This is a genomic window from Cellulomonas sp. RIT-PI-Y, assembly GCF_025642745.1.
GTDB lineage: Bacteria > Actinomycetota > Actinomycetes > Actinomycetales > Cellulomonadaceae > Cellulomonas.
In genome coordinates this window covers 1-21,230 of record NZ_JANZKP010000056.1, presented here as the reverse complement: position 1 = coordinate 21,230, position 21,230 = coordinate 1, and the positions used below count along the sequence as shown (strand labels likewise).

The window sequence follows — 21,230 nt, the reverse complement described above, 5'->3', positions numbered from 1 at the left end:
GTTGTGGGTCGGTGGGCAACGGGGCGAGCGCCCCGGGCAGCAGGAACGCCACACCGTTCGGGTGCCAGAGCAGCCCCACCAACGTCCCGATGGTGGGGGCGGTCCCGGCGTAGCGGGCCCGCACGGTGCCGGTCTCGGCGTCGACCGGGATCAGTCCGGCCGACGCCGCGCCGACGACGGTCCCTGAGACGGGCCGGGCGGGGGCGACCATCCCGGTGGCGGAAACCGGACCGACGACCACCGCGGTCCCGTCGATGATGACGACCTGGGTCTGATCGCCGTCGACCATCAGGGTCTGGGCGGGCCACAGTGGGGTCAGGCGTGCCCCGTCGTCGGTGACCACGACCCGTGCACCGTTGATAGTGGCGACGGTCCCGGCACTGACGCGCACGCTTGCCTCAGCCACGATTCGCTCGCACGCGAGCCGCCACAACCTCGAGGTCGGCGACGTTGACCCGCACGCTCAGGGTCATGGACTTCGCGGGGACCTGGCCCGCCGAGGACAAGCGCTTGCGCACTACCCGGCCCACCAGGGGCGCATCCCCCGCGGCCGTAGCCGCGATTACGGTGACCGCGTCGTGAACCTGGATGCCCGGGTGGGCCAGACACTGCACCGGCAGGTCAATCTGTCCGGAGCTGGACGCCGTCGACAGCCGCGTGTTCGCGTCCGCCTGTACTCCCGAGGCGGTCTGTGCGATCGAGTTGTGGATCAGGTGGCGACGCCCGAATGGGGTGTTCACACCCCATGTGAGCGGCCCGGTCTGTAGGTATGCCCGACCGGCCAACGGTGCACCGGCCGCAGTGGTCCCCCGAGAGACGACCGCGTTGTAGACCTGCTCGTCGGATAGGGCTCGCTGCACATCGACCAGAGCACCGTCGTCCCCGCCCCGGATCGTCCACACCGAATCGCCGAGGGTCGACGGCAGGATGGCCAGGGATCCATCTCCGACCATCCGGTAGACCGCACCCACCTGGGTCAGCAGGTCCTCTACGGCGTCCCAGCGCCCATCGGAGTAGGTCAGGGAGGACGGGACCGTCCGGTCGGCCACACCGTCGGTGACAACAACGGGCATGATGTCGGCGAGCAACCGCCGGACCTCGGACAAGCACGTCGCGCCGGCCGCAGGCTGACCCTCAGCGTCCAGGCGGTCTAGTTCGGCAGGGATACACGTCAACTCGTCGGCGTCGATGTCGACCGACCCACCCCCGGACACCCGCCGCGCCGACTCGCCGGCACCAGCAATCCGCCACTGCTCAGCCGGCACTGACCTGCGCAGCCGCCACCAGCCCATCGGTACCCGGGCCGCGGTGGTGCCCGACACCCACGTCAGCTGCATGCGCGACCCACCCGGGGCCAGAGCGTCCCCCATGCCCCACGGCGCCAACTCGCCATCGGGGTCAGCCACCGTGAATGAGCCCTGACCTTGAACCTGCCGGTCCGCGTCCCAGTCCAGGGACCACGACGACAGCTCCACACCCTCGGCCACGAGTTGCCCGCCGCGCCACACCGTCGCCTCCACGACATCACCGACCGTGGTCCCTGTCACCTCATCGACGAGCAGCTCACCACCGGACAGCATCGGACCTCCCCACCGGCCCCGAAGGGGCCACGACGCGGCTACGCTCCCCGCATGGGGTGGCGAACCTGGACAACTGCAACGCGCCTACGCATTGGGAATGCGGCCGACGCCCTCGCCCGGTGGGCGAGACACGAGAAGTGGTACCCAGACGACCCCGGCATGGGAAACGAAGTCAGGGCGACAAGGCACCTGCGGTTCAGGTCGGTCGACGACCTCGCCACCCTGTGCAAAGACCTCGAAGCCCAGGGCTACGGCAAGGCGATAATCAGCCTCGGCAACTACCAGTTCCACGCCGGACCGGACGGCAGTCACTTCCAAGCGGCGATGGACGCCGCCCACCAGTCCCGAGGGTTCCGTAGCAACCTCCAGGTGACCGTCCAACGGGTGTCCGAGGACGGCGCGATTAGCTCGTCTCTGTGGATCACGTTCAGCACGAACCGTTCAGTGCCCCCGCGGATCGGCGCTCAGTCCGTGGACGAGCCAGCGATTCGCCAAGTCCAATACCTCGTCGACAGTGCAACCACGCCGTACACCCGTCGGGAGCTGCGGCGAAACAAGCCCGTCGTAGACCCGATCACGCTCGACACCGACGTTCAGAACGAACACGACGCCGAGGTCTCGGCACGCGGCGCCCGGGTCGGCGGGGTCTTCGGCGCGATCGCGGGCGGCCTCATCAGCGGCCTCATCAGTGTGGTCGCGGCGATCGTCGCGAAGTAGTGCAGATCACCACACCACCCGGATCGACAGCATCACGACGACCGCCATGAGCGCACCTGCGCACGCTCCCCAGCATGCGCCGGTCCTCGCTGCGACCAGATCCACGCGGCGGCGGCCGGACCGTGCGCGTCGGCAGCGGTTGCCATCGTTGGCCATCACGACACGTCCGCGGACCGAGCCGTCGCGCCGGAGGCGGCCGGGGACGGATCACGCAGCCAGTCCAGGTATGTGGCCCCGGGCCGCGCCGCGCTGACCGCGTCGTAGGTCAACCCTGCCCACAGCTCTCGAACTTGGTCGTAGGTCCACCAGGGGACCGCGATCCGAGGGGAGGGGGCGCGTACCTGGGTGCTTTCGAACTGCCACTCGCGCAGACCCAGGACTCCGCCAACGACCGGGGAGTCTTGCACCGCTGGTGAGATCAGATGAGTTACAGGGTCGAGATCGAGCTCGATGGGCATGCCCCTCAACACCAGAACCCCGGCCTGATCGAACAGGGCACGCAGTTGTCGCACCAACTCACCCTGGGCTGCTGCCATCGCCCGCAGGTGCAACAGCACACCCTCCGGTGCGCGACGGGCGCCGAGTGAGGCCACTGGCAGCCGCGAGCCCTGGGGAAGGACAACATCAGCAACCTGCTGGCGCGCAATCGACGCCGCGGTGTCAGCGAGGATCAAAATCGCGTCGTCGTGCCCGTGTAGCCACGTGATCGGCACCGCAGCGCGCGGGTCCAGCGGATCCTGCAACCACGCCCTATCCGAGGGTACGTAGATGTTGGCGGTAGTGTCGGCTTGCCCGCCCAGCGTCGGCCCGCTCACACGGTATGTGGTCTCGATATTCAGTGGAGCGACGTGATCACGCCAGAATCCTCCGCCTGTCACCGAGTCCTCGAGCGCTCCGCGAACCGGCTGCCAGGTGCGACCGTCCGTCGAACGCTCGACCGTCACCGTGGACGGCACACCCGCCGGTAGACCGTCCACGGTCACGCCAACCTGGGGTGCACCCTCATCCGGGAGCACCTCCACAGTCAGACCCATCAGCGCACCACCCCCGCAGTTGTGCGCGATCCACGCGCAGCACGGTCGGACACGGACAGGGCCAACGCCGACACATCACGGGCACCGGCCAAGACCTCCTGCCCGACCCGAACGGCCAAGTAGTCCAGATCGGCCCGAGTGAGGGCCGACGCAGTAGCCGGCGCGAGCGCCGGGAGCCTGGGCCCCGCGCCGTCCGCTCGGGCTGTAGTGCCAGCCGAGATCAGCTGGTACCCGAACAGGCGGGCGGTCTGGTCGAGGTACTTGGTGGCGTTGCGGCGCTTGGACAGGGCGTGCGGGATGTAGGTCTCGCCGCCGGTCTCTTCTTCCGCCCACAGGATGTTCGACCCGGCGGCCGCGTACTGCGCTTGCCGGTTGTGTCCGCCTTCGGCCATCGCCCGCACCCCGCGGGGGGTGAACGCGCCGTCCGCACGCGCGACCTGGTTCGCGATCCCCGTTGTCACGGTGGTGTTGCCCTGTGTGTCGACCCGGACGATCGCGGTGTACGTCCGGCCGTTGATGTTGTTCAGGTGCTCCACCACCCGGGTGATGTTTCCCTCGGCGTCGGTGGTCTCCGCCTTGACCGTGGTGGTCACGGTCTGCGGGATCAGCCCGTACTCGTTGGCCAGACGCGATGCCTCGTCGCGGGTGTATCCCATCGACGTGGCGGTGTTGATGAACGCCTCGCGCTGGGAGAGCGTCGTGGAGTACAGCTCCTGACCGGAGGCGTTCTGCTTGGTCATCGCGTCGGTGACCTGGGCGTTGCGCGCGGCCAGGTCGAGGAGCGCCTTGTCCGCCATGATCGTCGAGTCGGCGTTCAGGTCGATCGCTCCGGACTGGTCCCGAGCCACCTGGGCACCGTTCGCTGCGGCGTCGTTGGCGGCCTTCTGGGCCTCGGTCTGCTGGATCTGAGCCTCGCGCAGCGACATGGCCACACCGGCGGCGTCCTTCTGCGCCTGGATCTGGTCCTGCAAGGCATCATTCGACGCCTGCACCGCCTCGGCGTTGGATCGGAACGCGGCAGTCGCGCCGTCGGTGGCACCGATGCCAGCCGCGATCTGATCGCGTGCCTGCTCCTGGGCGGCGGCCACGTCCTCGGACTGCCCGGTCACCCCGACCAGGACGGTCTTCAGGTCGTCGTAGGCGCCAGCTGCTTCCTGCACCTCGCCGTCGAGGATGCCCGACAGGGGCTTCTCCCCCGCCAGGTCGACAGATGCCTGCCGTGCCGCTTCGGTTCGGTCGGCGAGCCGCTGGTATGCCTCGCCGGTCGGGTCGAGTGCGGCATCGACGAGGCTCTGCAGGTTGATGCCGAGCGCCTTGGCCCGGTCGATCGTTCCGTCCGCTTGCAGGTTGTTGTAGACGATGGCCCGGGTGTTCTCCGTGATCGCGCCGGTCGCAGTGTCGAACGAGTCCGCCAATGTGTCGACTCGCTGCTTGGCCTCCGTGCTACGCCCGACGAAGATCCCGATTGCGGTGGCGATCGCAGTGATCGCCAGGGTGACCGGGTTGCCGATGAACGCGGACTTGAGGGCGGCTCCGGCGGCCGCCGCTGTGGAGGCCATCCCCTGCAGACCCGCGACGAGCTGAGGGAGCACGACTACCGCCGCACCGAAAGCAGCAGCGCCGGTCAGCACTGGACCGGGGAGCTGCGCAACCCACGACACCACGTCGGCGATCTGCTCGGCGAGCGGCACTGCGTACTGCATGACCTGCACCAGGACCGGAGCGAGCTGCTCCCCCAGCGACACGGCCACCGGCGCGATGGCTTGCAGCAGCTGCGACAGAGACGGGGTCAGCGTCTGACCGACCTCCATCGCCGTGTCAGCGAAGACGCTCACGAGCTGCTGCACGACGGGCAGCAGCGGCGCGAGCGCAGTCAAGAAGTCGGCTCCGGCGGCGCGCAGGCCGGGGCTGGTCGCCACGAGCGCGGCCACTCCTGCGACGAGCGGGTTCACGGTGAGGCCGAGCTTCGACAAGACCGGGATGCTCTGCGTCCCGTATGCGTACAGCGCGGCCGATCCTCCCGCGATCAGCGGGGTGTACGACGTCAGCTTGTCGAGCTGCACGTTGACCTTGGACAGGTCCCAGGAGTTGATCAGCCCACGGACCTTGTCCAGCGCCGGGGTGACCGCGTCGAGTCCAGGCTTGAACCGCGCGACCATCAGGTCCACGAACGGCTTGGCCTTGGCCTCGGCGGCCCGCAGGGCGTCAGCGAGCTTGTTCGCCCACTCGACCGCGCGCCCACCACCGTTCGGGTCGATGAACGGCGCGGCGAGGATCGAACCGATGTCACGGATGGCGCCCTTGACCCGGTCGACCGCGCCGTCGAACTGCAACTTGATGTTCGCGGTCGCCCCGCCAAACCGGGACATCAGCCCGGTGACAAGCGGGTCCCAGACCTGATCGACAGGGATGCCACCCGGCTTGGAGGCCAGCTCACGGATCTCGGCGCCGGTCTTCCCGAGCTGCTGGCCGAGGATGCTCGCGGCGTCGATCCCGTACTGGCCGAGCTGGTTCAGGGTCTCGCCGGTCAGCTTTCCCTGCCCCTGCATCTGGGCCAGGGCGTAAGTGACCTGGGAGACCTCCTGGTTCGACCCGCCCACCGCGGCGACCGCGTTCTGGACGGCGTCGAGGATCGGCAGGACCTTCTCCGCCTGCACACCGAACCCCAGGAGCTGTTGCTGGGCGGAGATGAACACCTGCTTGGCGAACGGGCTGTTCTTCGCGAACGCGTCCAGCTTGTCCATCTGCGCGTTCGCAGCCTCAGCCGACCCCAGCAGAGTCGTCAGGGCCGCCCGGGACGACTGCTGCAGGCGGTTGTAGTCCGCACCGATCTTGAAGACCGCCGCGCCCATCGCAGCCGCGCCCGTGGTCAGCGCCACGAACGAGGTCGCGAGCGCCTTGGTCCCGGCCCTCACCAGGTTGCCGAGCGACTGGAACTTCGAACCGGACTGGTCAACCGTTCGGTCGAACTGCGTCCCGTCCGCGCGGATGTACGCGACGAGCTCACCCACCGTCAGGGCCACGAACGTCACCTCCTGGTGGTTGGATGTGCGTCGTGACTGATCACATGGGCGATCTGCAGCGGCGGCTGGCCGCCATCGAGTCGGCCTCTGCCCAGCAGCGCGCCAGGAAGCTCCGCGTCGTCCTGGTCGTGGTCGGGTTGGTGGTCGTGCTGGCGGTAGCCGGTCTGCTCATCGCACACAACGAGGCGTCTCAGCGGGACCAGCGTGTGTGCGAGCTGACCCAGAGCATGGGTGGCATGACCGCGTCCGAGGCGAGGGACTACTGCCGCTGAGCTTTCTGAGCGGGCTGCAGTGCACGTCGTAGCCGGGACTCGGTGCTAAGCAGAGACCAGATGCGGTCTCGCCACCACGGCCAGGGTCGGACGAGGCCGGGGTCGTGTAGGTCGTAGCCGGCGTCGGATAGATCGACGTCAACGAGCGCCCAGTGCTCGAGCACGTCCCGCCAGCCGACCCGGACGCCGTCAGGCTGGCGGGAGTGCTGGGGCTTCAGCTGCGGCGGGACGCCCCGGTACCGCGGGTAGATGCCCGTCGCTGGGTCCGGTTCCCCGACGCCGTACGGGGCCCACGCGGCGACGTCGAAGACGCCGAGCGCGCTTCCCCCGAGGCACCACCCCCGTGCTGGGCGGCGAAGATCTGGTCGGCGGTCTCCTCGCCGAGGGTCCAGTAGTAGAGGGCGTACATCCCGAAGCGGTCGATGTGCGGGGCGGGGACGCCGTCGGCGACCATCCGGGCGTGCGCCTGCGGGCCGAGCGCCAGTTCGGCGATGTCCTGGTCCTTCATCGACTCCAGGAGCGCCAGGGTGTCGGCCGGTACCTCCGGGGAGCCCTTGCGACCGCAGGTCGGGCACTCCTCCAGCGCAGCGGCGTAGGCCGCCACGCCCACCGCGTTGATCGCGGCGAGCTTGAGCCCGACGTCCTTCGACGGCGGCGGCACGAGGTAGGTCGCGCCGTTGTACGGGATCTCGAGGTCGGGGTCGAGGTACGGGGTCAGGTCCTTGAGGGCCACGGTGGTCTCCTTGCGTGCCGGGCAGCCGGGTGGAGCGTGCGGGACCGGACCCGGCTGTGCCGGTCCCGCACGCGATCAGGGCAGGTCAGTCGCCGTCGGTGGCGGACGCCGGGTTCTCGATGCGCTGGCGCCGGCCCTGGCCGGTGACCGTCACGGAGAAGCCCGCGATGTCGTCGTTGCCGGTGTTCTGCCGGTTCACCGAGACCGTGCCGGAGCCCGTGTACGCCTCGTTCGGGTTCGGGACGAAGTCGGCCGGGTCGTCGTACCACCGGAACTGCCCGGTGGCGGAGTTGCCGACCGCCTCCGGGCCGGCCAGCTCGAGGAGCTTCTCGACCTCCGGCAGGAACAGGCCGGTGTCGGGCAGCCGGTGGGCCTGCACGGTGAAGCCCAGGGTCCAGGACTCCGAGGTCTTCACCGGGTGCGGGGCACCCTTGTCCTCGTAGGTCGCCCCGTCCTTCTCGACCGAGGACGACTGCGGGTCCACGGCGGAGAGGAACCGGATGCTCTGCCACACCGGGGCGGCGGTCGTGCCGATGTTGATGTCGACGGCGTACTCGTAGGAGAAGCCGAGTTCGGTCTCGACGGGGGTCTCGCTCATGGGGTGCCTCCAGGCTGGGTGCGGGCGGTGACGATGCGGTAGTTGTCGGTGCGTTCATGCCGGCCGCCCGCGTCGGGTCCGAGCTGGGCGACGGAGACGCGCGCGCACCGTGCGATCGGGACCTGCCCGAAGCGGGAGTGGTGCTCGCCGTGGAGGGCGTCCTTCGCCTCCTGGGCGATGACGTCAACGGCGTCGGGGCGCCCGGGGGCGCGGAAGCGCACCTGGACGGCGAAAGTGCGGCGGACCTGACGTGGGTCCGGGTCGTCATCGACGTCGTAAACGGTGACCGCGGCGACCACGTCCGGGCCGGCGGGGACCGTCTTGATCGTCAGGGCGTGCTCGGTGGCCGTGTACGCGCCGTCGGATCGCCACGTGAACCCGGTGGTAGCCGCCAGGTGCTCGCAGATCCCGACGGCCATCTCAGCGGGGGACGGGCCGCTCACTGCAGCTCCTGGTGGACCTCGGCGGCGATGATCTGCTGTTGGGCGCGGCGAGTGCCGGTCAAGGGACGTTCGAGGTATTTGCCGGTGCGGCCGCGGGCGTGTCGCAGGGTGAGGTCCTCGTGCTGGCGGACCGCGTACGGCGTGTCGTAGGACACCGCGGCGACGGCGTCGGTCTCGTCGACCGACGTCGCCCCGGAGCGGGACAGGGTCGCTTCATCGATCGGGACGACCTGCCGGGACTCGGCCAGGACGTGTTCGGCGGCGAGCAAGACCCCGCGGACGGAACCTCGGCGGACAGCGGCCTTCGCCTGAGCCCCGTTCCAGCGGATGGTGAACGTCACGGGGCGCCTCCAGCTCAGGTCAGGGCGAGTTCGTAGTGCTCGGGGGCTGGCGGGGTGTGGTGGTGTGCGGCGGTGATGACTACGGCGATGCGTTCGTCCGGCGCGCCGGGGCGCAGCGTCACCTTCGACCCGACCGGCACAGGGCCAGATTCGGGTCGCAGGAAGAGACGGGCCATGGACACGACCTCTTGGCCGTCGGAGTCGCGCACGAGGGACCGCTTGTCCTCGACCCGGCAGCGGCGCACCGTGCGTGCAGCGGCGAACACCGGGCCGTAGGCGCCGTCGCCGGTCTTGTCCTCGACGGTCACCGTGTGAGGGGTGAGGACTCGCGGCAGACTCACCACGGGCGCGGCGCCTGACCGGTCAGCCCGGCCGCGGCGAGGATCGTCACAGCCTCGGGGGAGATCCGGGACTCCGCGGTGCCCGACGCGCCGGTGGACGACCCCGCGCCGGCCTTCGTCAGTGAGGCGGACCCGAGAGACATCGACTGAAACCGCCCCTCCGCGCCCGAGGTGTCGCCGGTTTCGTCGAACCACACGGCCTGCGCGCACGTCGCATCACGCAACGCGTCGCTCGTGTCCAGGTCGGTGGGGTAGCCGTCGCCGTCGACCGCGTACCGCGCGGTCACGGTCAGACCGTCGACCACGGTCGAAGCCCGTCGCAGGAGGGAGGCCGCGGCGGTCTCGTCCAGGTCGACGTTCCACGGCTCACCGGCCAGGTCGGACGGCACGGCGTACACGTGCTGAGCCACGGGCTACCACTCCTCGCGGATCTGGAACGTCTCGGTCAGGATGCTTGCGTCGCCCGCGACGACGAAGCCGTCGGCCGCGCGGCGCTGGTAGGTGACCGTGATGACGTGGGGTTCGAACACGGCGCGCACGAGGAACGCGACGGGGATGCCCGCCGCGGAGAGGGCTTCACGGACTTGCTCGCCAGAGACGCTCAGCGGGACATCCACGGCGGCGGCTCCTCTCGGTCGGGGTGGTCGGTCTGGTGCGGGTGAGGCGCAGGACGCGCTGCTGCAGGGCTGGAAAGGACCCGGCATTGACAGCCCCAAGCGGCCTTCGTCGGAGTCAGAGGCGTACGTGGCCTTGCCGGGCCGACGTTGACGCCCCACCCGCACCGACCTGGTCAGCCCTCGGTGTCCTCGTCGTCCGGCGCGGTGACCTGCGGCTGCCAGTCGGCGAGCTGCTCGGTCTCCTCGGCGGACTGCGTCGCCGGAACCGACGACACGAGACCAGGGCGGATCGTGCGCACGGACTCCGACCCGTGGATCTCCGGGGAGACCACGGTCGGGCCGTGCGGGTTGCCGAGCGACCCCTCCACACCGGCGTTCGTCGGCGGGAGGAAGTCGTCGGGGCGGGGGTCGACGGCGGCATCACGCAGTCGCGTGCCGATCTGCTCGTCGACCACATCACGAGGGTCGAGGACGGTCATCGCTCAGACCTCCGGGGTCTCGGACGAGGTGCCGTCGTCGCTGGCCGCGGCCTCGGCCTCGGCCTCGGCAGTCTCCGGCGTCGCGGGCTGGCCCTCAGTGACCGCCACCGCCTCCCCGGTGCTGCCGGTCGGCACGGTGGCGGCCGCAGCCTCACCGATCCGGGCGACCTTGTCGGCCTTCTTCGTGGCGCCGGTCAGGTCGATACCGCGCTCGGCAGCGTAGGCGTCCAGTTCCTTGCCGGACCACTTCTCGGTGACCTCGCCCTGCGGGTACGGCGGCACCGGGACAGCGTCCTCGTCGGTAAGCGTGTAGCCCTTGGTCTGCAGGTACGAACGCAGCGGCGCGGACACCTCATCCGTAGTCGCGACGCCGCCCTTGAACTCCACGGACAGCGGGCCGAACACGGTCCGGCCGTCGTAGCCCTCGATGGGGCTAGTGATCTTCACGTTCACGGGGTGCTCCTCGTGCTCAGTCCTTGCGGACGATGGACTCCCACCAGCGGAAGGTGGCGACGACGGCGCCGTTCTTCCACGCCTGCAGCGACCCGTCGGGGCCGTCGTAGTCGAGGTGGTCGGCGTCGACCGTGGTGCTCTGGTCGCCGCCGGTGCTGATGACGTAGGTGCCGGGCTCGTTGAGGCCGGTGGATCCGTACACGGTGACCTCCCGGGTCAGACCCGGGGCGGGGCGTCGCAGAGGGTGGGCGCCCCGCCCCGGGTGGCTCAGGACGCGCGGACCTTGACCGACCGGGCGACGCCCGCGGCCTTGGTCTTCTTCAGGGCCACAGCGACCGGGCCCATCTCGACCTCGCCGGTCTTCACGGCGCCGGCCTTGGTGAAGTCGGGCAGCCAGGTCTGCACCAGCGGGGCGCCAGCCATGGACACACCGTGGAACCCGTCCAGGCCGAACCGCACCGCGTACAGCTCGGTGAGGCCACCGGCGCGGATCGGGATGACGTCGGCGTTGGTGCCGGCGCGCTTGCCGGCGTCGACGAGGCGGGCGTTACCGTAGGACTCGACGTAGGTGTCCCGCGGTCCGGGGGTGCGGGTGTACATCGAGGTGCGGCGGGCGGCCGACCGGATCTTCGCGATCGCGGCCTTGTTCGTGAGGATCGCGCCGGGCTCGCCGTCGAGGAGTGCCAGGACCTCGTCGAGCGCGTCGAGCACCGCGAACGAGGCGTCCTCGTTCATGGTGCCGGACCAGTCGATCGTGGACGTGACCTCGGTGGTGGACCCTGCGAGGGCCTTCGACAGACCGTCGAAGGAGTCCTCGTCGGCGGAGGAGTCGCCGTGGACGACGGCGTACCCGAACTCGGCGCGGGTGGCCTCGATCTTCGCGCCCATCTGCAGGGCGACCTCGCCGGACGCCGCCGGACCGACGCGGGAGATGACCCGGTCGATCTGGAACGCGCCGCCGAGGGGCTTGAGGTCCACGGAGTGCTTGGTCGTGGTGACCTCGGTGGGCGCGTACTCGGCGTTGATCGCGCGGAACGCGGCGGTGCCGAGCGTCGCCTGCCGGCGGTAGCCGTAGGTCAGGGTGCCGCCGCCCCCGACCGGGTTGACCACGTCGTCGAACGTGAGCAGGTCGAGGATCTGGTTGGTGCGGAACTCGTTGATGACGGAGACGTCGAGGTCGTCCGCGGCGTTCTGCTGCGCCTGGGCGAGGGTGACGGGCATGGGGTGCTCCTGGGGGTCAGGCCGCGCCGATTCGGGAGGCGACGGCGTCGGTGAGGGACTTCGGGGTGGTGCTGCGCCCCTCACCGGTCCCGCCGGTGAGGTCGGTGCCGCTACGGGCCGCCGCCTGGGCGGCCTTCAGCTTCGGGTTGTCGGCGATCGCGGCCTTGACCGCGGCGTCGACCTTCGTCTGGAACTCCGCGTCGGTGGGGTCCAGGTCCGCGACCTTCGCGAGGAAGGCCCGGGAGTCGAGGAGGGCGTTCGGGTCGCCCTCGTGGTTGCCGGCGGTGCGGAACACCGCGAGTTCGATCTGCGCGGTGCGTGCGGCGACCTGTGCGTCGGTGGCCTGCTTCGTCAGCGCGTCGACGTCGGGGGTGCCGTCGCCGTCCTTGATGAAGCCGAGGGCCTTGCCGAACTCCTGCAGGACGGCGTCACGGGCTTCCTGCGCGGCAGTAGCCTTCGCGTTGGTGCGGGCGGCACCGGCCTCCTTTCGAAGGTCGCCGATCATCGCCTTGAGCGCCTGGGGATCATCGGGCAGACCATCACCGGGCTGATGCCCCTGCTGGCTGGCCTGCTGCTGGTCCTGCTGGCCGGTGCTGTCGGACCCGGGGGCCGAGTCGCCGGCCCCAGACTGTCCGGCCTTGGTGGCGCTGTCGGCCCCGGCGGTTCCGTCGGCCCCGGCGTCACCGGCGATGAACCGCAGCCGGGTCATCCGGGCCGGCATGCCGGGGGTGGGGGCGGACCAGCGGACCGGGGTGCTGAGGGTGTTGCGCATGATGGTCCCTCCTGGGGGCCTATCGGGGTGTCGGATCGCACGCGTACCGTGCGGCACACACGCAGGCAGCGGGCCAGCGCGAGACGAGGGGGATGCTGTGAACGAGCGGTACTTCGAGGTCGAGAATGACGGCGTCGACTGCTTGCAGCCGGCCGACCAAAACCGCCACTTCGAATTGATGGAAGCGAAGCAGGGCTCCGTGCGTATTGGGCAGCTGGATGGCTCGGTCCATGTGGTGGAGGGCAGCCGTTACGTGACGAAGGGGATCGGCTTCCACGTGAACAAGCAGGGGCACCTCGAAGTTCGCCTCAACGAGAACACCGCGGCTCTCAGGACCTATGGCGCTTGGGCGTGGGTCGAAGGTGACTCGTGGCACGCGGCGTACTTCCCGCCGCAGGTCTTCTAGCGCGCGGAGCGGATCTGCTCCCGTCGGGGCGCGCGCCGCAGGTCGGTGTGTGCGTCAAGGTGGTCACGCACGCGGGCTTGCCAGTCGCTCACCTTGAGCCTGGCGGAGCGCGCCGCCTCGGGGGTCAACGCCAGCACCTCGCGGCGCTTCCACTCCCGCACACCGCGTTCCAGACGGCGCTGCTCCTGCCCGGCCTCATACCCGGCCGGGTCGGGGCGTTCCACGTTCGGAACCGTGATCCCGGGCAAGTAGATGCCGGTCGAGCACCGGCAGTTCGGGCCGAACAGATGCCCGTCAGCGGTGGCCACGTCCCGCGGGGTGACGTCCACGCGCCGGCCGTCGGCGACCACGCTGGTCGTCCCGCCGCTGATCGACAGGACCTTCCCTGCCCAGGCGTCGCACGACGGGCACGCCCGCGGGCCCGGGATCGGGTAGAACAGGTCCTGCCCCGACGCGGCGAGCGTGTCCAGGTGACCGCTGATGGCAGCACGGCCGGCGCCGGTGCGGGTCGCCATCTCCACGTACGACTCCAGCGTCCAGTTCCGGCCCGCGGTGTCCCGGAACCCGGTGATCCCACGGCCCAGGAGGTCGTCCAGAGCCGACTGCGCGGCCTGGACGCGGGTCTGCGCGCCCAATAGGACGCTGGACGAGGCCCGGGCAACGACCTCCTGGTACGCGTCAGCGGCCGCCCGCAGCGCGACCGGGCTGGCGCCGCGCACGATGGCAAGGACGTCCGCCGAGATGGTCCGCACGGACTGCAGTTGCGCCGCAGGAAGGCCGGGTCGGACACCCGCGTCGTCGAGGTCGCCGACAGCGATGGCCTGCCCGGTGGTGTACGCCCGTCGGATGGTCTCGTTCACGGCCACGGCCAGGTCGGCGTCCAGTGCTGCGAGGTCCGCGGTGAGCGCCGCCCGCAGCTGTTGCAGCTCGGCGAGCTTCGTCTCAGCCCATGCGGGCGCGTCCATGCCGGCGGCCAGGCGGTCCCGCACCCGCCGCAGGATAACCAGTTCCGCGTCGGCGACCAGCTCGGCCACCTGGGCGGCCAGCCGGGCACCGTGTTCAGGGCTGGCGGGCATGGTCGGCGCTACTCCTGCGGGCGGGTGGTGACGGGGCGCTCACAGTGAACCGCACACCGCTGATCCCCGCGGCGGCCGCCGCGGACTCCGGTGTGACAGACCCGCGCACCAGCTGGCCGAAGGTGTTCGCCGAGTCCGGATCGACTCCAGGGCGCAGCATGGTCGGGTCGGCCAGCCTCGTCTCGTTCTGGATGCGCTCGACTTCGTCGTTCACCGTCGGGCCGTCCCACTCCGGGTGCACCAGCCGCACCCGAGTCTCGATCGACGCGGCCTCCGCGGACTTCAGTGCCTGCGCGGTCTGCGCAAGCTCCAGGGTGTCCTCCTGGACCTTCGGCGGGAACCGCACCTCCGGGGTGTCACCGCCGGAGCCGGGGCCGCGGAAGGCGTGCGCGTCAACGTCGAGCAGCACCCGGGAGAGCCTGGACAGTTCGGCCGCCCAGTAGCGGGCCTTCTTGTCCCGGGTCCGCTCCGACAGCCGCTCCCGGGCCTTCACCTCGGTCGCCGTGGTGGACACGGCCAGCGGGTCGTCGCCGAAGGTCTGCGGGGAGTAACCGGCGCTGCGCAGTATCGAACGCAGCAGGTCCACCGCGGTGGCGCGGTGTTCCTCGTGCCGGATCTCGAACTGCTCGGCCTGGGCGACGTTCCCGTCCTTCAGGGAGCCCATCACCCCAGGCACCGCGGTGAAGATCTCCTGGTCGGTGTCGAAGGCCGCGCCGGCGCCGCGCCCCATCGGGGTCATGGCGTTCTGGTCGACCAGCAGCCGGGCCTTGGCGAGGCGCACGTCCCGCATCCACGAGGAGTACGTCTCGTCGAGGGCGTCCATCAGCGGTTCGATGCCGTCGTAGTCCGACCGGCCCAGGGGTGCAAGGTCCGGCGTGGTGCGCCACTGTCGGGACGGGCGGATGTTCGGGACGTACCCGGCGGTCAGACCGGTGGACCCGGTTTCGATCGCGGACTCGGCGTCCACCAGGGGAGCCAGCCACTTGGTCGCAGCGTCCTCGGCGAGCGGGACCACCACACCGAGGTTCGCCTCGGTGCCCTGGTACAGGGCGTGCACGATGCGGCCACGCTCGTGGCACTCGACGTGCCGGCGCACCATCTGGTTCTCGCGGCGCACGACGGTCCAGAACACGACGGAGTCGAGCTGCCCCCACCGCCACGTCGGGATGGCCCCGTCGGCGTGCACGGCGGTCAGCAAGGGCCGGTTGGGGCCGCCGTCGGTGGTGTCCCACACGATCCGCAAGTAGGTGCCACCCAGGGCGGCACCCAGCTCAGCGGCCTCCAGCAAGGAGGCGTGCGTCTCCGGCCCGTTGATCAACTGCTCCAGGCGTGTCTGACGCGGGGTGCGACCGGTCTCCTGCGCGGTGCCCGGCAGCACGATCCGCGGCGGCTCCGAGAAGAGCAGGTCCGCACTGGTGGTCGCCAGATCGGAGGCGACCGGGACATGCAAGCGGGTGCGGTCCTGCCCGGCCGGGACCGGGCGCCCCCAGAAGAACCGGGCGACGGTGCCGACCACGCCGCCGCGCATCTGGGACGGGCGTGTGCGCGGAGTCTCGTTGTACTTCGTCGCGAGTTCGCTGGTGTCACCGACGTACCAGGCGTCCCACGTCGAGATGGTCCGGAACGCGGTGTCGAACGGCTTGGGCGGCCATTCGATGTTCGGTCGGGGGAGCGGCACGGGTTCACCCCTTCCGGTCATGCGGCGACGGCGCGCAGGTCGATGGCGGGACGCCACAGGCGTTCGGTCGTGGTGATGGCGTACCGGCCGGCATCCAGGGAGTGGTCGGCGGTCTTGATCGGCTTGTCTTCGCCGGCCTCGGTGGCTTTCGGGTCCCACGAGTACCCGGGTGCCTCGGTGACGAACCCCGCGCACCGGTCGCTGACCATGAGCCGCTCGGAACCGAGCAGGGATGCCATGGTGCGGATCCCGTACGTGACGTCGTTCTCGGCGCTCACCAGGCCCTGCAGCCCGTCGGTCTGCAACTGCACCCGGAAGGACGCCGCGGCCGGGTCGAGCGCGACCCACCTGGGACGCAACGCGGTCGGGTACGGGGTGTGCGGTCGGTCAAGCCACGACCGCAGCCCGGCGGACAATTGGGCGTCGGTGAGGCGCTGCTGGGCGGTGGCGGCGTCATAGCGCCACTCGTCGACCAGCACCAGACGGCGGTCCACGTCGAGGCCGAGCAGCAGCGCGGCGGTGGCGTTGGTGGTGCCGTAGTCGACGCCGACGGCGATCAGGTCGACCAGTTCCGGCAGGTCGGCCCACCCGATAACGTGCCGGGCGGGGTCCCACATGTCGAAGATCGCACCCTCCGCGGCGACCCACTCACCGAGGACGTTCCGGCGGTAGAAGAGGCCGGTGTTTTCGCGGCGGATCGCGGCTTTGCGCTCTTCGGACAGAACCGGGTTGTCGTCGAGGACGAACTTCCAGGTCCGCCAGTCGGGGAGTTCGTGGAGGCGGTCGAGGAACCGGCGCTTAAGCCAGTGCGCGGGGTTGTCCGGGTTGGTGGTGCCGAACAGCCGGGCGCCCTCCCACAGCCGGTTGAGAAGCTGGGTGAAGAAGTCCTCGCGCAGGAGCGTGACCTCGTCGACGTACGCCCCGGCGCAGGTGAGACCGCGCAGCACGTTCTCGGATCGGACATCGGAGGAGCCGAGGACCCACACTGTGCGTCCGAGGATCGTGGCGGTGGGGGCACCGGCGGTGTACTGCACCTGGTGGGCGATGGGCCCGAACAGGTCGGGGTCCATAAGCGGGGCGAACACGTTGCGGGCCGCAGAGTCGCGGGTGCGGGAGACGACGACGAGTTCACCGCGGACCGTGCTGGTGGCCACGTACAGCAGCCAGCGCAGTAGGGAGGCGATGGTCTTCCCGGACCGGACGGAGCCTTCCCAGACGTTGATCCGGGCCGTGGACTCCTGGCAGGACAGGAGCTGCTTCGGTGACAGGGGCATCGAGGCCAGCGCGGTGGTGTTCACGCGGTGCCGGCCCCGTCGTCGATGCCGAGGGCCCGGCCGAGCTGGGCGAGCAGGGACTTGGCGTCGTCGGTGTCTGCGGCGGTGTCGAGCTGCTCCAGACGGCCGTAGGCGTTGATCGCGGCGTTGGTGGCCTGTACGAGCTTCAGTTGGTCGACGTGCGGCGGCTGGTCCAGCTGGTGCTCGTTGAACGTGTTGTCCTTGCCGCCGAAGTTGAACACGGTGACGGGCTGCCAGAGCTGTTCGCGTAGTCGGGCGGCGTCCTCAAGCAGGTCCAGTTTGAGCTGGGCGCGGCGGGCGTCGGCGTCGATCTTCTTCGCGGTGGTCGCGGCCTTCGTCTGACCACGGTCCCACCCGAGGCCAAGGGCCTTCGCGTGCTTGGACACCGTGGCCTTGCCGCGGCCCATCTCGCTGGCGACGGCGTGCAGGGTGGCCCCGGTGGCGTGCAGTCGGCGAAGGGTGGCGTCGTCTTCGGTGGTCCAGGGGCGGCCGGCCATGTGCGGTCACCTGCCCTCGGGTGCTGAACGAGCGCTAGTGCGACACCGAAATGTTGGACGCGGACCACGCGAAGATTGCCCACAGCGCCGCGACAGCCACGCCGAGTCGTGGCCACCGGGGCAATTTGCGGCGCCAGCGTTCAAAGAACCAGGCCGCGATGAACATCGCCGCGAGAAGTCCCAGGAAGCCGAGGGTCCGTCTTACCTCGGCAGCGCTCGGGCTGGAGAGGTAACCGAGCGTCACGGCGGCGATGTAACCGATGGTCGCGATGATCAAGCCAGATAACGTCCGGGAGGCGACGTCGCGCCAGAACCCCGAATCGCGAAGCCAGCTGCGAATTTCCCTGATCGGGGCAAGACCGTAGAACCGAGTGCGAGCGCGAGCAGCGAGGGACTCGGGGGTTGCGTGACTCATGGCGAGACGCTAACCGCCGGGTGAGGGCGGAGGCGTGATCTTCGGTGCTCGTCACTCAGATGCGCAGGCCCCGCCGGTCCGCGGCTCTCGGCCCAGGCGCGCGGCTTGGTGGTCGTTCCTGGTTGACCCCCCCCGGGGGGGCAGACAGGCCGATGGTCCCGCCAGCGTCTCACCGTAGGGCCATCGTCTGCTGGCTCACGCCAACCTACACGAACCATAGGGTGCAAATGTCTCGCTGGCAAACAGTGAAACAAATGTAGTCAAATAACTACAAGTGCAATCAAACAGAGTTAAGCGCGCCCCGTCGACGGGCCGCCGCGTGCACCAGGTTCAGCACATCACCAACTCGGTACGTGGCCGCGGTGCGCCCGCCCGGGACCGGCACCCTTCCGTGCGCCACCAGCTGACCGCGGCGCACCCAGGACTTCACGGTTTCCGGTGACACCGGCACCCCCAATCCGTCGACGGCGCGGGCGATCTCCCGGGCGGGCAGCAGGACGTCCTCGGCCTGTTCGAGAAGCCAGGATCGTCGGGCCGCCAGCGGGTACTCGGTGCCGCATGTGCGGCAGGTGACGGTGTCCGTGTCAGGGTGGGCGTACAAGTCGGTGCCGCATTTCACGGCGAGTCCGTCCTCGTCGGGGACGGTGGCGGTGCATGGGCCGGCGTACTGCCGGTCGGCGGGCCGGTCGATCGCGGCCCGGGCGTTGCGGATCGCGGCGGTGAGTTCGTCGATGGCCTGTACGCCGTCGGGGTGGGCGGCGAGCCAGCTGATGGCGCCGCCACGCCAGGTCGTCAGGTAGTCCTCTACCTCCCGCCAGGTTGCGGGTGGTCGGTGAGCGCGTACCGCGGTGACCCAGTCCAGCCAGGAGGCCAGGGTGGTGGCGAGCACCCACCGGGCGTCGGCTGGTTGGAGTGCGAACGGCAGCGGGGGGACGGTGGCGTGGCCGGTGGTGCCGGAGCCGATGCGGGCTTGCCTGGTGCGGGCGATGTCGAGGTCGCCGAAGAGGCCGGGCAAGTCGGTGAGCAGGCCACGGAGGGTTGCGGCACAGCGGGGGCATACGCACCGGTCGTCGGTGATGGGTGGGGCCGCGTCGTCGTGATGGGCGAGGGGGCAGGCGCGGTAACTCACGTATTCCTCCGAAATGGATCCGACTTTACTTGCCTCTGGACGCAATGTCCGTAAATGTGGTAAACTGTTCCCCATGTTGCGAAGAGAGTAACAAGGGTCAACAAAGAGATAAAGAGAGGTATTTAAATGACTAAAGTTACGAGAGGGTCTGATGATCCCTCATTAAACCGAGGTCCGAACTGGACTGATGTCGGGATGTTTATCCTCACCGTCCTAATTCTCGCGTGGGAGGTAATAATTCACCTGATCGGCGGGTGAGACCCGCGCCCCAGCACCGCGACGGTGCTGGGGCCTCACCGCCGCCACCACGCGGCCGGACTCGACGGCCTGCGCGGCCTGCCGGATCGCGTCTGCCGCGGTCATCCCGGACACCGCGGTGAGCTGAGCAGCCGCGTGCGGGACGCCGGTCACCTGGTCGATCTGCTCGGCGCTGAGCTCGGTCTCGCACTGCGCGCACCGCACCTCGTCCACCGGGGCCGGGTGCGGGGCGTCCGGCTCGCCGAGGAAGCCCAGGGCGTCGTCCATGCCGACGGCGATGTAGTCCACCATCTTGGCCATCAGCTCCGGCTCCTCACCGTCCTGGGTGATGATGACCGTCCGCTTCCCGGCACCGACAGCCCACCCCAGTTCCAGGTGCGCGGACCGGCCACAGGGCAGCACCAGCACGAAGGTGTTCGCCCACTGCATTGCGTCGAAGTCGCTGGCGAACCCCGCTTCGGCCAGGGGGTGGTCCAGGGCGGCGATGTACTGCTCGGCGGTCCAGTCCTGCCATGCCGGATCGATGCCGGACCAAGCGAACCCGGTCCCGCCGTTCGGGTTGCGGAAGTCGTAGACCTCGAACCCTCGCCCGCGCAGGGCGGAGACTACGGCGGGCTGGTCAGGATTGCGCCAGGACGAGGCGACGTACACGCGGTTGGCCCGCGGCATGGGCTGGTCGGTGGCGGTCATCGGGTGGCCCCCTGCACGCGAACATCGCCAGAAACGTTCGGACGTTCGTTCCCTGTGTTTGCCTCGTTGGGTTCGCCGTATCCGGCGTCGCGCAGGAGGTGTAGGGCGTCGCCGAACTGCATGCGGATGGGGGTGCGGTAGGTGGTGCTGTCGGTGGCGCCGCCGAAGAGCCACCCGAAGCGCCACCAGGCCCACCAGCGGTGCGCGTTGGCGGGGCCGACGCCGCCGCGTTGGACGACGAGGAACGCCCATCGGGCGCCGGCGTTGTCTCGTTCGCGTTCGGTTTCGCGCAGCCAGCTGTCGATGAGTACGTCGGAGGCGGTGCGGGCGGTGTTGCCGCCTTTGACTTCGACGATGACGCCGGGGCAGAGGCCGACGTCGCCGCGGTCGAGGGCTCCGGTGAGCGTGAGCCGGTCGGCGAGTGAGAAGCCGCGGGTGCGGGCGGCGCGGACGACGGCTGTTTCGGCTCGCGTGCCCAGGTTCTTGCTCTTGTTGACCATCAGGCCACGTCCTTCCGGTAGGTGCGTGAAGCCAGGGCCGAGACGTGGCCCTGGGTGATGCCGAATCGCGCTGCGATCACGCGCTGACGCTCGCCGGCCGTGACGGCGGCGCGAATGTCGTTGACCTGCTCGTCGCTGAGCCGCGTGTGCGGCAGGGCGCGGCCCCGGGCCTGGCGGTTACGAGCGACCATGTCCCCGACGTTCTGGGCTGGAGTGCCGAGTTCGAGATGCTCGGGGTTGCAGCACGGCGGGTTGTCACAGCGATGCCGGACGACCATGCCGTCGGGGATCGGGCCGTTCGTGACCTCCCACGCGGCACGATGCGTGGCGACGAGGCCGTCGCTACGCGAGCCGCGGCCGATCTGACCGTGACCACTCGGTCCGCGAAAGCCCTGCCACTCCCAGCACCCCGCCTCGGTCTTCGTGATGCGAGACCAGAGGCGCTCGGCAAGCGGCCGTGGCGGGCGATGCCCAACGACGTACTGCGCATTCCATCGCTTCGGATGCTGGCCGCATCCGCACGCGCACGACGTGCTTGCGGTCTGGTTGTTCGACATCGGGTTGCTCCTTCGTCAGAACGGCGGGTGGTCGTGCTGTTGGGCGGGTGCTGGCGGTGCGGGCAGGTGGGTCCGGCTCAGTGGGGGTTGGCCGCAGGTGTGTGC

General features: G+C 69.9%; 28 protein-coding genes. 3 read left to right on the top strand and 25 right to left on the bottom strand.

All coding sequences use genetic code 11. The features are described from left to right. Together OGL89_RS14480 and OGL89_RS14475 are read right to left on the bottom strand one after the other, a co-directional pair. Window positions 1-406 (bottom strand): hypothetical protein (locus tag OGL89_RS14480; RefSeq protein WP_263120865.1); only part of this gene is annotated, 406 nt, incomplete at its 3' end. Then, window positions 399-1,580 (bottom strand): hypothetical protein, encoded by a 1,182-nt coding sequence (locus tag OGL89_RS14475; RefSeq protein WP_263120864.1) that lies wholly within the window; start codon window positions 1,578-1,580, stop codon window positions 399-401. The genes OGL89_RS14475 and OGL89_RS14480, both read right to left, overlap by 8 nt. 159 nt (window positions 1,581-1,739) lie before the next feature. Between OGL89_RS14475 and OGL89_RS14470 the strand changes: the two genes are divergently transcribed. Beyond that, window positions 1,740-2,297, top strand: coding sequence for a hypothetical protein (locus tag OGL89_RS14470; protein WP_263120863.1), 558 nt, complete (start codon window positions 1,740-1,742; stop codon window positions 2,295-2,297). 155 nt (window positions 2,298-2,452) lie between these two features. Here the strand turns inward: OGL89_RS14470 and OGL89_RS14465 are convergent, their stop codons facing one another. Both OGL89_RS14465 and OGL89_RS14460 read right to left on the bottom strand, forming a co-directional pair. Further along, window positions 2,453-3,331, bottom strand: coding sequence for a hypothetical protein (locus OGL89_RS14465; protein WP_263120862.1), 879 nt, complete (start codon window positions 3,329-3,331; stop codon window positions 2,453-2,455). Further along, window positions 3,331-6,354: a tape measure protein gene (locus tag OGL89_RS14460; RefSeq protein ID WP_263120861.1), complete on the bottom strand. Its 3,024-nt coding sequence runs from the start codon at window positions 6,352-6,354 to the stop codon at window positions 3,331-3,333. Before OGL89_RS14460 ends, OGL89_RS14465 begins: the two co-directional genes overlap by 1 nt. Before the next feature lie 44 nt (window positions 6,355-6,398). Between OGL89_RS14460 and OGL89_RS14455 the strand changes: the two genes are divergently transcribed. Next, entirely contained in the window at window positions 6,399-6,626 is a 228-nt protein-coding gene (locus OGL89_RS14455; protein ID WP_263120860.1) for a hypothetical protein, read from the top strand. 214 nt (window positions 6,627-6,840) lie between these two features. Here the strand turns inward: OGL89_RS14455 and OGL89_RS14450 are convergent, their stop codons facing one another. From OGL89_RS14450 to OGL89_RS14395, 12 genes are all read right to left on the bottom strand, one after another. Then, window positions 6,841-7,359, bottom strand: a complete 519-nt coding sequence (locus tag OGL89_RS14450) for a hypothetical protein (RefSeq protein ID WP_263120859.1) — start codon at window positions 7,357-7,359, stop codon at window positions 6,841-6,843. 85 nt (window positions 7,360-7,444) lie between these two features. Then, window positions 7,445-7,957: a hypothetical protein gene (locus tag OGL89_RS14445; protein WP_263120858.1), complete on the bottom strand. Its 513-nt coding sequence runs from the start codon at window positions 7,955-7,957 to the stop codon at window positions 7,445-7,447. Then, the gene (locus tag OGL89_RS14440; RefSeq protein ID WP_263120857.1) at window positions 7,954-8,376 is read right to left on the bottom strand and encodes a minor capsid protein; all 423 of its coding nucleotides are present in this window, start codon (window positions 8,374-8,376) and stop codon (window positions 7,954-7,956) included. The genes OGL89_RS14445 and OGL89_RS14440 overlap by 4 nt, the downstream gene beginning before the upstream one ends. A gap of 20 nt (window positions 8,377-8,396) precedes the next feature. Continuing rightward, entirely contained in the window at window positions 8,397-8,741 is a 345-nt protein-coding gene (locus OGL89_RS14435) for a minor capsid protein (RefSeq protein ID WP_263120856.1), read from the bottom strand. A 14-nt stretch (window positions 8,742-8,755) separates the two neighbouring features. Further along, on the bottom strand, window positions 8,756-9,049 hold the full coding sequence (locus tag OGL89_RS14430; protein WP_263120855.1) for a hypothetical protein: 294 nt from the start codon (window positions 9,047-9,049) through the stop codon (window positions 8,756-8,758). 29 nt (window positions 9,050-9,078) lie between these two features. Then, window positions 9,079-9,492, bottom strand: a complete 414-nt coding sequence (locus OGL89_RS14425; RefSeq protein ID WP_263120854.1) for a hypothetical protein — start codon at window positions 9,490-9,492, stop codon at window positions 9,079-9,081. 3 nt (window positions 9,493-9,495) lie between these two features. Next, a complete protein-coding gene (locus OGL89_RS14420; protein WP_263120853.1) occupies window positions 9,496-9,699 on the bottom strand; it encodes a hypothetical protein in 204 nt (67 codons plus the stop codon). Window positions 9,700-9,872: 173 nt separating this feature from the next. Next, window positions 9,873-10,178 carry a hypothetical protein gene (locus OGL89_RS14415; RefSeq protein ID WP_263120852.1) on the bottom strand — a complete coding sequence of 102 codons (306 nt, stop codon included), beginning with the start codon at window positions 10,176-10,178 and terminating at the stop codon, window positions 9,873-9,875. 3 nt (window positions 10,179-10,181) lie between these two features. Continuing rightward, on the bottom strand, window positions 10,182-10,631 hold the full coding sequence (locus OGL89_RS14410) for a hypothetical protein (protein WP_263120851.1): 450 nt from the start codon (window positions 10,629-10,631) through the stop codon (window positions 10,182-10,184). Between the two features lie 16 nt (window positions 10,632-10,647). Beyond that, the gene (locus tag OGL89_RS14405) at window positions 10,648-10,833 is read right to left on the bottom strand and encodes a hypothetical protein (protein ID WP_263120850.1); all 186 of its coding nucleotides are present in this window, start codon (window positions 10,831-10,833) and stop codon (window positions 10,648-10,650) included. Window positions 10,834-10,898: 65 nt separating this feature from the next. Further along, complete coding sequence (locus OGL89_RS14400) at window positions 10,899-11,852, bottom strand: major capsid protein (protein ID WP_263120849.1); 954 nt, start codon at window positions 11,850-11,852, stop codon at window positions 10,899-10,901. Between the two features lie 16 nt (window positions 11,853-11,868). After that, window positions 11,869-12,624, bottom strand: a complete 756-nt coding sequence (locus OGL89_RS14395) for a hypothetical protein (protein WP_263120848.1) — start codon at window positions 12,622-12,624, stop codon at window positions 11,869-11,871. 97 nt (window positions 12,625-12,721) lie between these two features. On the opposite strand from OGL89_RS14395, the gene OGL89_RS14390 reads away from it, so the two are divergent. After that, the gene (locus OGL89_RS14390) at window positions 12,722-13,030 is read left to right on the top strand and encodes a hypothetical protein (RefSeq protein WP_263120847.1); all 309 of its coding nucleotides are present in this window, start codon (window positions 12,722-12,724) and stop codon (window positions 13,028-13,030) included. Here OGL89_RS14390 and OGL89_RS14385 read toward each other — a convergent pair. The 9 genes from OGL89_RS14385 to OGL89_RS14345 form a co-directional block, all read right to left on the bottom strand. After that, entirely contained in the window at window positions 13,027-14,106 is a 1,080-nt protein-coding gene (locus OGL89_RS14385) for a phage minor capsid protein (protein ID WP_263120845.1), read from the bottom strand. The two genes, OGL89_RS14390 and OGL89_RS14385, sit on opposite strands and share 4 nt — an antisense overlap. Beyond that, window positions 14,090-15,784, bottom strand: a complete 1,695-nt coding sequence (locus OGL89_RS14380; RefSeq protein WP_263120844.1) for a phage portal protein — start codon at window positions 15,782-15,784, stop codon at window positions 14,090-14,092. Before OGL89_RS14380 ends, OGL89_RS14385 begins: the two co-directional genes overlap by 17 nt. 17 nt (window positions 15,785-15,801) lie before the next feature. Continuing rightward, window positions 15,802-17,058 (bottom strand): PBSX family phage terminase large subunit, encoded by a 1,257-nt coding sequence (locus OGL89_RS14375; RefSeq protein WP_263120843.1) that lies wholly within the window; start codon window positions 17,056-17,058, stop codon window positions 15,802-15,804. Between the two features lie 20 nt (window positions 17,059-17,078). Next, window positions 17,079-17,576 carry a hypothetical protein gene (locus OGL89_RS14370; RefSeq protein ID WP_263120842.1) on the bottom strand — a complete coding sequence of 166 codons (498 nt, stop codon included), beginning with the start codon at window positions 17,574-17,576 and terminating at the stop codon, window positions 17,079-17,081. A gap of 34 nt (window positions 17,577-17,610) precedes the next feature. Continuing rightward, window positions 17,611-17,991 carry a hypothetical protein gene (locus tag OGL89_RS14365; RefSeq protein WP_263120841.1) on the bottom strand — a complete coding sequence of 127 codons (381 nt, stop codon included), beginning with the start codon at window positions 17,989-17,991 and terminating at the stop codon, window positions 17,611-17,613. A gap of 280 nt (window positions 17,992-18,271) precedes the next feature. Beyond that, the gene (locus tag OGL89_RS14360) at window positions 18,272-19,120 is read right to left on the bottom strand and encodes a hypothetical protein (RefSeq protein WP_263120840.1); all 849 of its coding nucleotides are present in this window, start codon (window positions 19,118-19,120) and stop codon (window positions 18,272-18,274) included. Window positions 19,121-19,333: 213 nt separating this feature from the next. Beyond that, window positions 19,334-20,068 (bottom strand): hypothetical protein, encoded by a 735-nt coding sequence (locus OGL89_RS14355; RefSeq protein ID WP_263120839.1) that lies wholly within the window; start codon window positions 20,066-20,068, stop codon window positions 19,334-19,336. Continuing rightward, window positions 20,065-20,568 (bottom strand): hypothetical protein, encoded by a 504-nt coding sequence (locus OGL89_RS14350; protein WP_263120838.1) that lies wholly within the window; start codon window positions 20,566-20,568, stop codon window positions 20,065-20,067. Before OGL89_RS14350 ends, OGL89_RS14355 begins: the two co-directional genes overlap by 4 nt. Next, on the bottom strand, window positions 20,568-21,125 hold the full coding sequence (locus OGL89_RS14345) for an HNH endonuclease signature motif containing protein (protein WP_263120837.1): 558 nt from the start codon (window positions 21,123-21,125) through the stop codon (window positions 20,568-20,570). The genes OGL89_RS14350 and OGL89_RS14345 overlap by 1 nt, the downstream gene beginning before the upstream one ends. Window positions 21,126-21,230: the final 105 nt, after the last annotated feature.

Coding starts and splice junctions, on each gene's coding strand:
- OGL89_RS14350 (WP_263120838.1), bottom strand. CDS start 20,568: ATGGTCAACAAGAGCAAGAACCTGGGCACGCGAGCCGAAACAGCCGTC.
- OGL89_RS14365 (WP_263120841.1), bottom strand. CDS start 17,991: ATGAGTCACGCAACCCCCGAGTCCCTCGCTGCTCGCGCTCGCACTCGG.
- OGL89_RS14455 (WP_263120860.1), top strand. CDS start 6,399: ATGGGCGATCTGCAGCGGCGGCTGGCCGCCATCGAGTCGGCCTCTGCC.
- OGL89_RS14345 (WP_263120837.1), bottom strand. CDS start 21,125: ATGTCGAACAACCAGACCGCAAGCACGTCGTGCGCGTGCGGATGCGGC.
- OGL89_RS14395 (WP_263120848.1), bottom strand. CDS start 12,624: ATGCGCAACACCCTCAGCACCCCGGTCCGCTGGTCCGCCCCCACCCCC.
- OGL89_RS14375 (WP_263120843.1), bottom strand. CDS start 17,058: ATGCCCCTGTCACCGAAGCAGCTCCTGTCCTGCCAGGAGTCCACGGCC.
- OGL89_RS14400 (WP_263120849.1), bottom strand. CDS start 11,852: ATGCCCGTCACCCTCGCCCAGGCGCAGCAGAACGCCGCGGACGACCTC.
- OGL89_RS14475 (WP_263120864.1), bottom strand. CDS start 1,580: ATGCTGTCCGGTGGTGAGCTGCTCGTCGATGAGGTGACAGGGACCACG.
- OGL89_RS14385 (WP_263120845.1), bottom strand. CDS start 14,106: ATGCCCGCCAGCCCTGAACACGGTGCCCGGCTGGCCGCCCAGGTGGCC.
- OGL89_RS14355 (WP_263120839.1), bottom strand. CDS start 20,068: ATGACCGCCACCGACCAGCCCATGCCGCGGGCCAACCGCGTGTACGTC.
- OGL89_RS14470 (WP_263120863.1), top strand. CDS start 1,740: ATGGGAAACGAAGTCAGGGCGACAAGGCACCTGCGGTTCAGGTCGGTC.
- OGL89_RS14445 (WP_263120858.1), bottom strand. CDS start 7,957: ATGAGCGAGACCCCCGTCGAGACCGAACTCGGCTTCTCCTACGAGTAC.
- OGL89_RS14440 (WP_263120857.1), bottom strand. CDS start 8,376: ATGGCCGTCGGGATCTGCGAGCACCTGGCGGCTACCACCGGGTTCACG.
- OGL89_RS14370 (WP_263120842.1), bottom strand. CDS start 17,576: ATGGCCGGCCGCCCCTGGACCACCGAAGACGACGCCACCCTTCGCCGA.
- OGL89_RS14465 (WP_263120862.1), bottom strand. CDS start 3,331: ATGGGTCTGACTGTGGAGGTGCTCCCGGATGAGGGTGCACCCCAGGTT.
- OGL89_RS14415 (WP_263120852.1), bottom strand. CDS start 10,178: ATGACCGTCCTCGACCCTCGTGATGTGGTCGACGAGCAGATCGGCACG.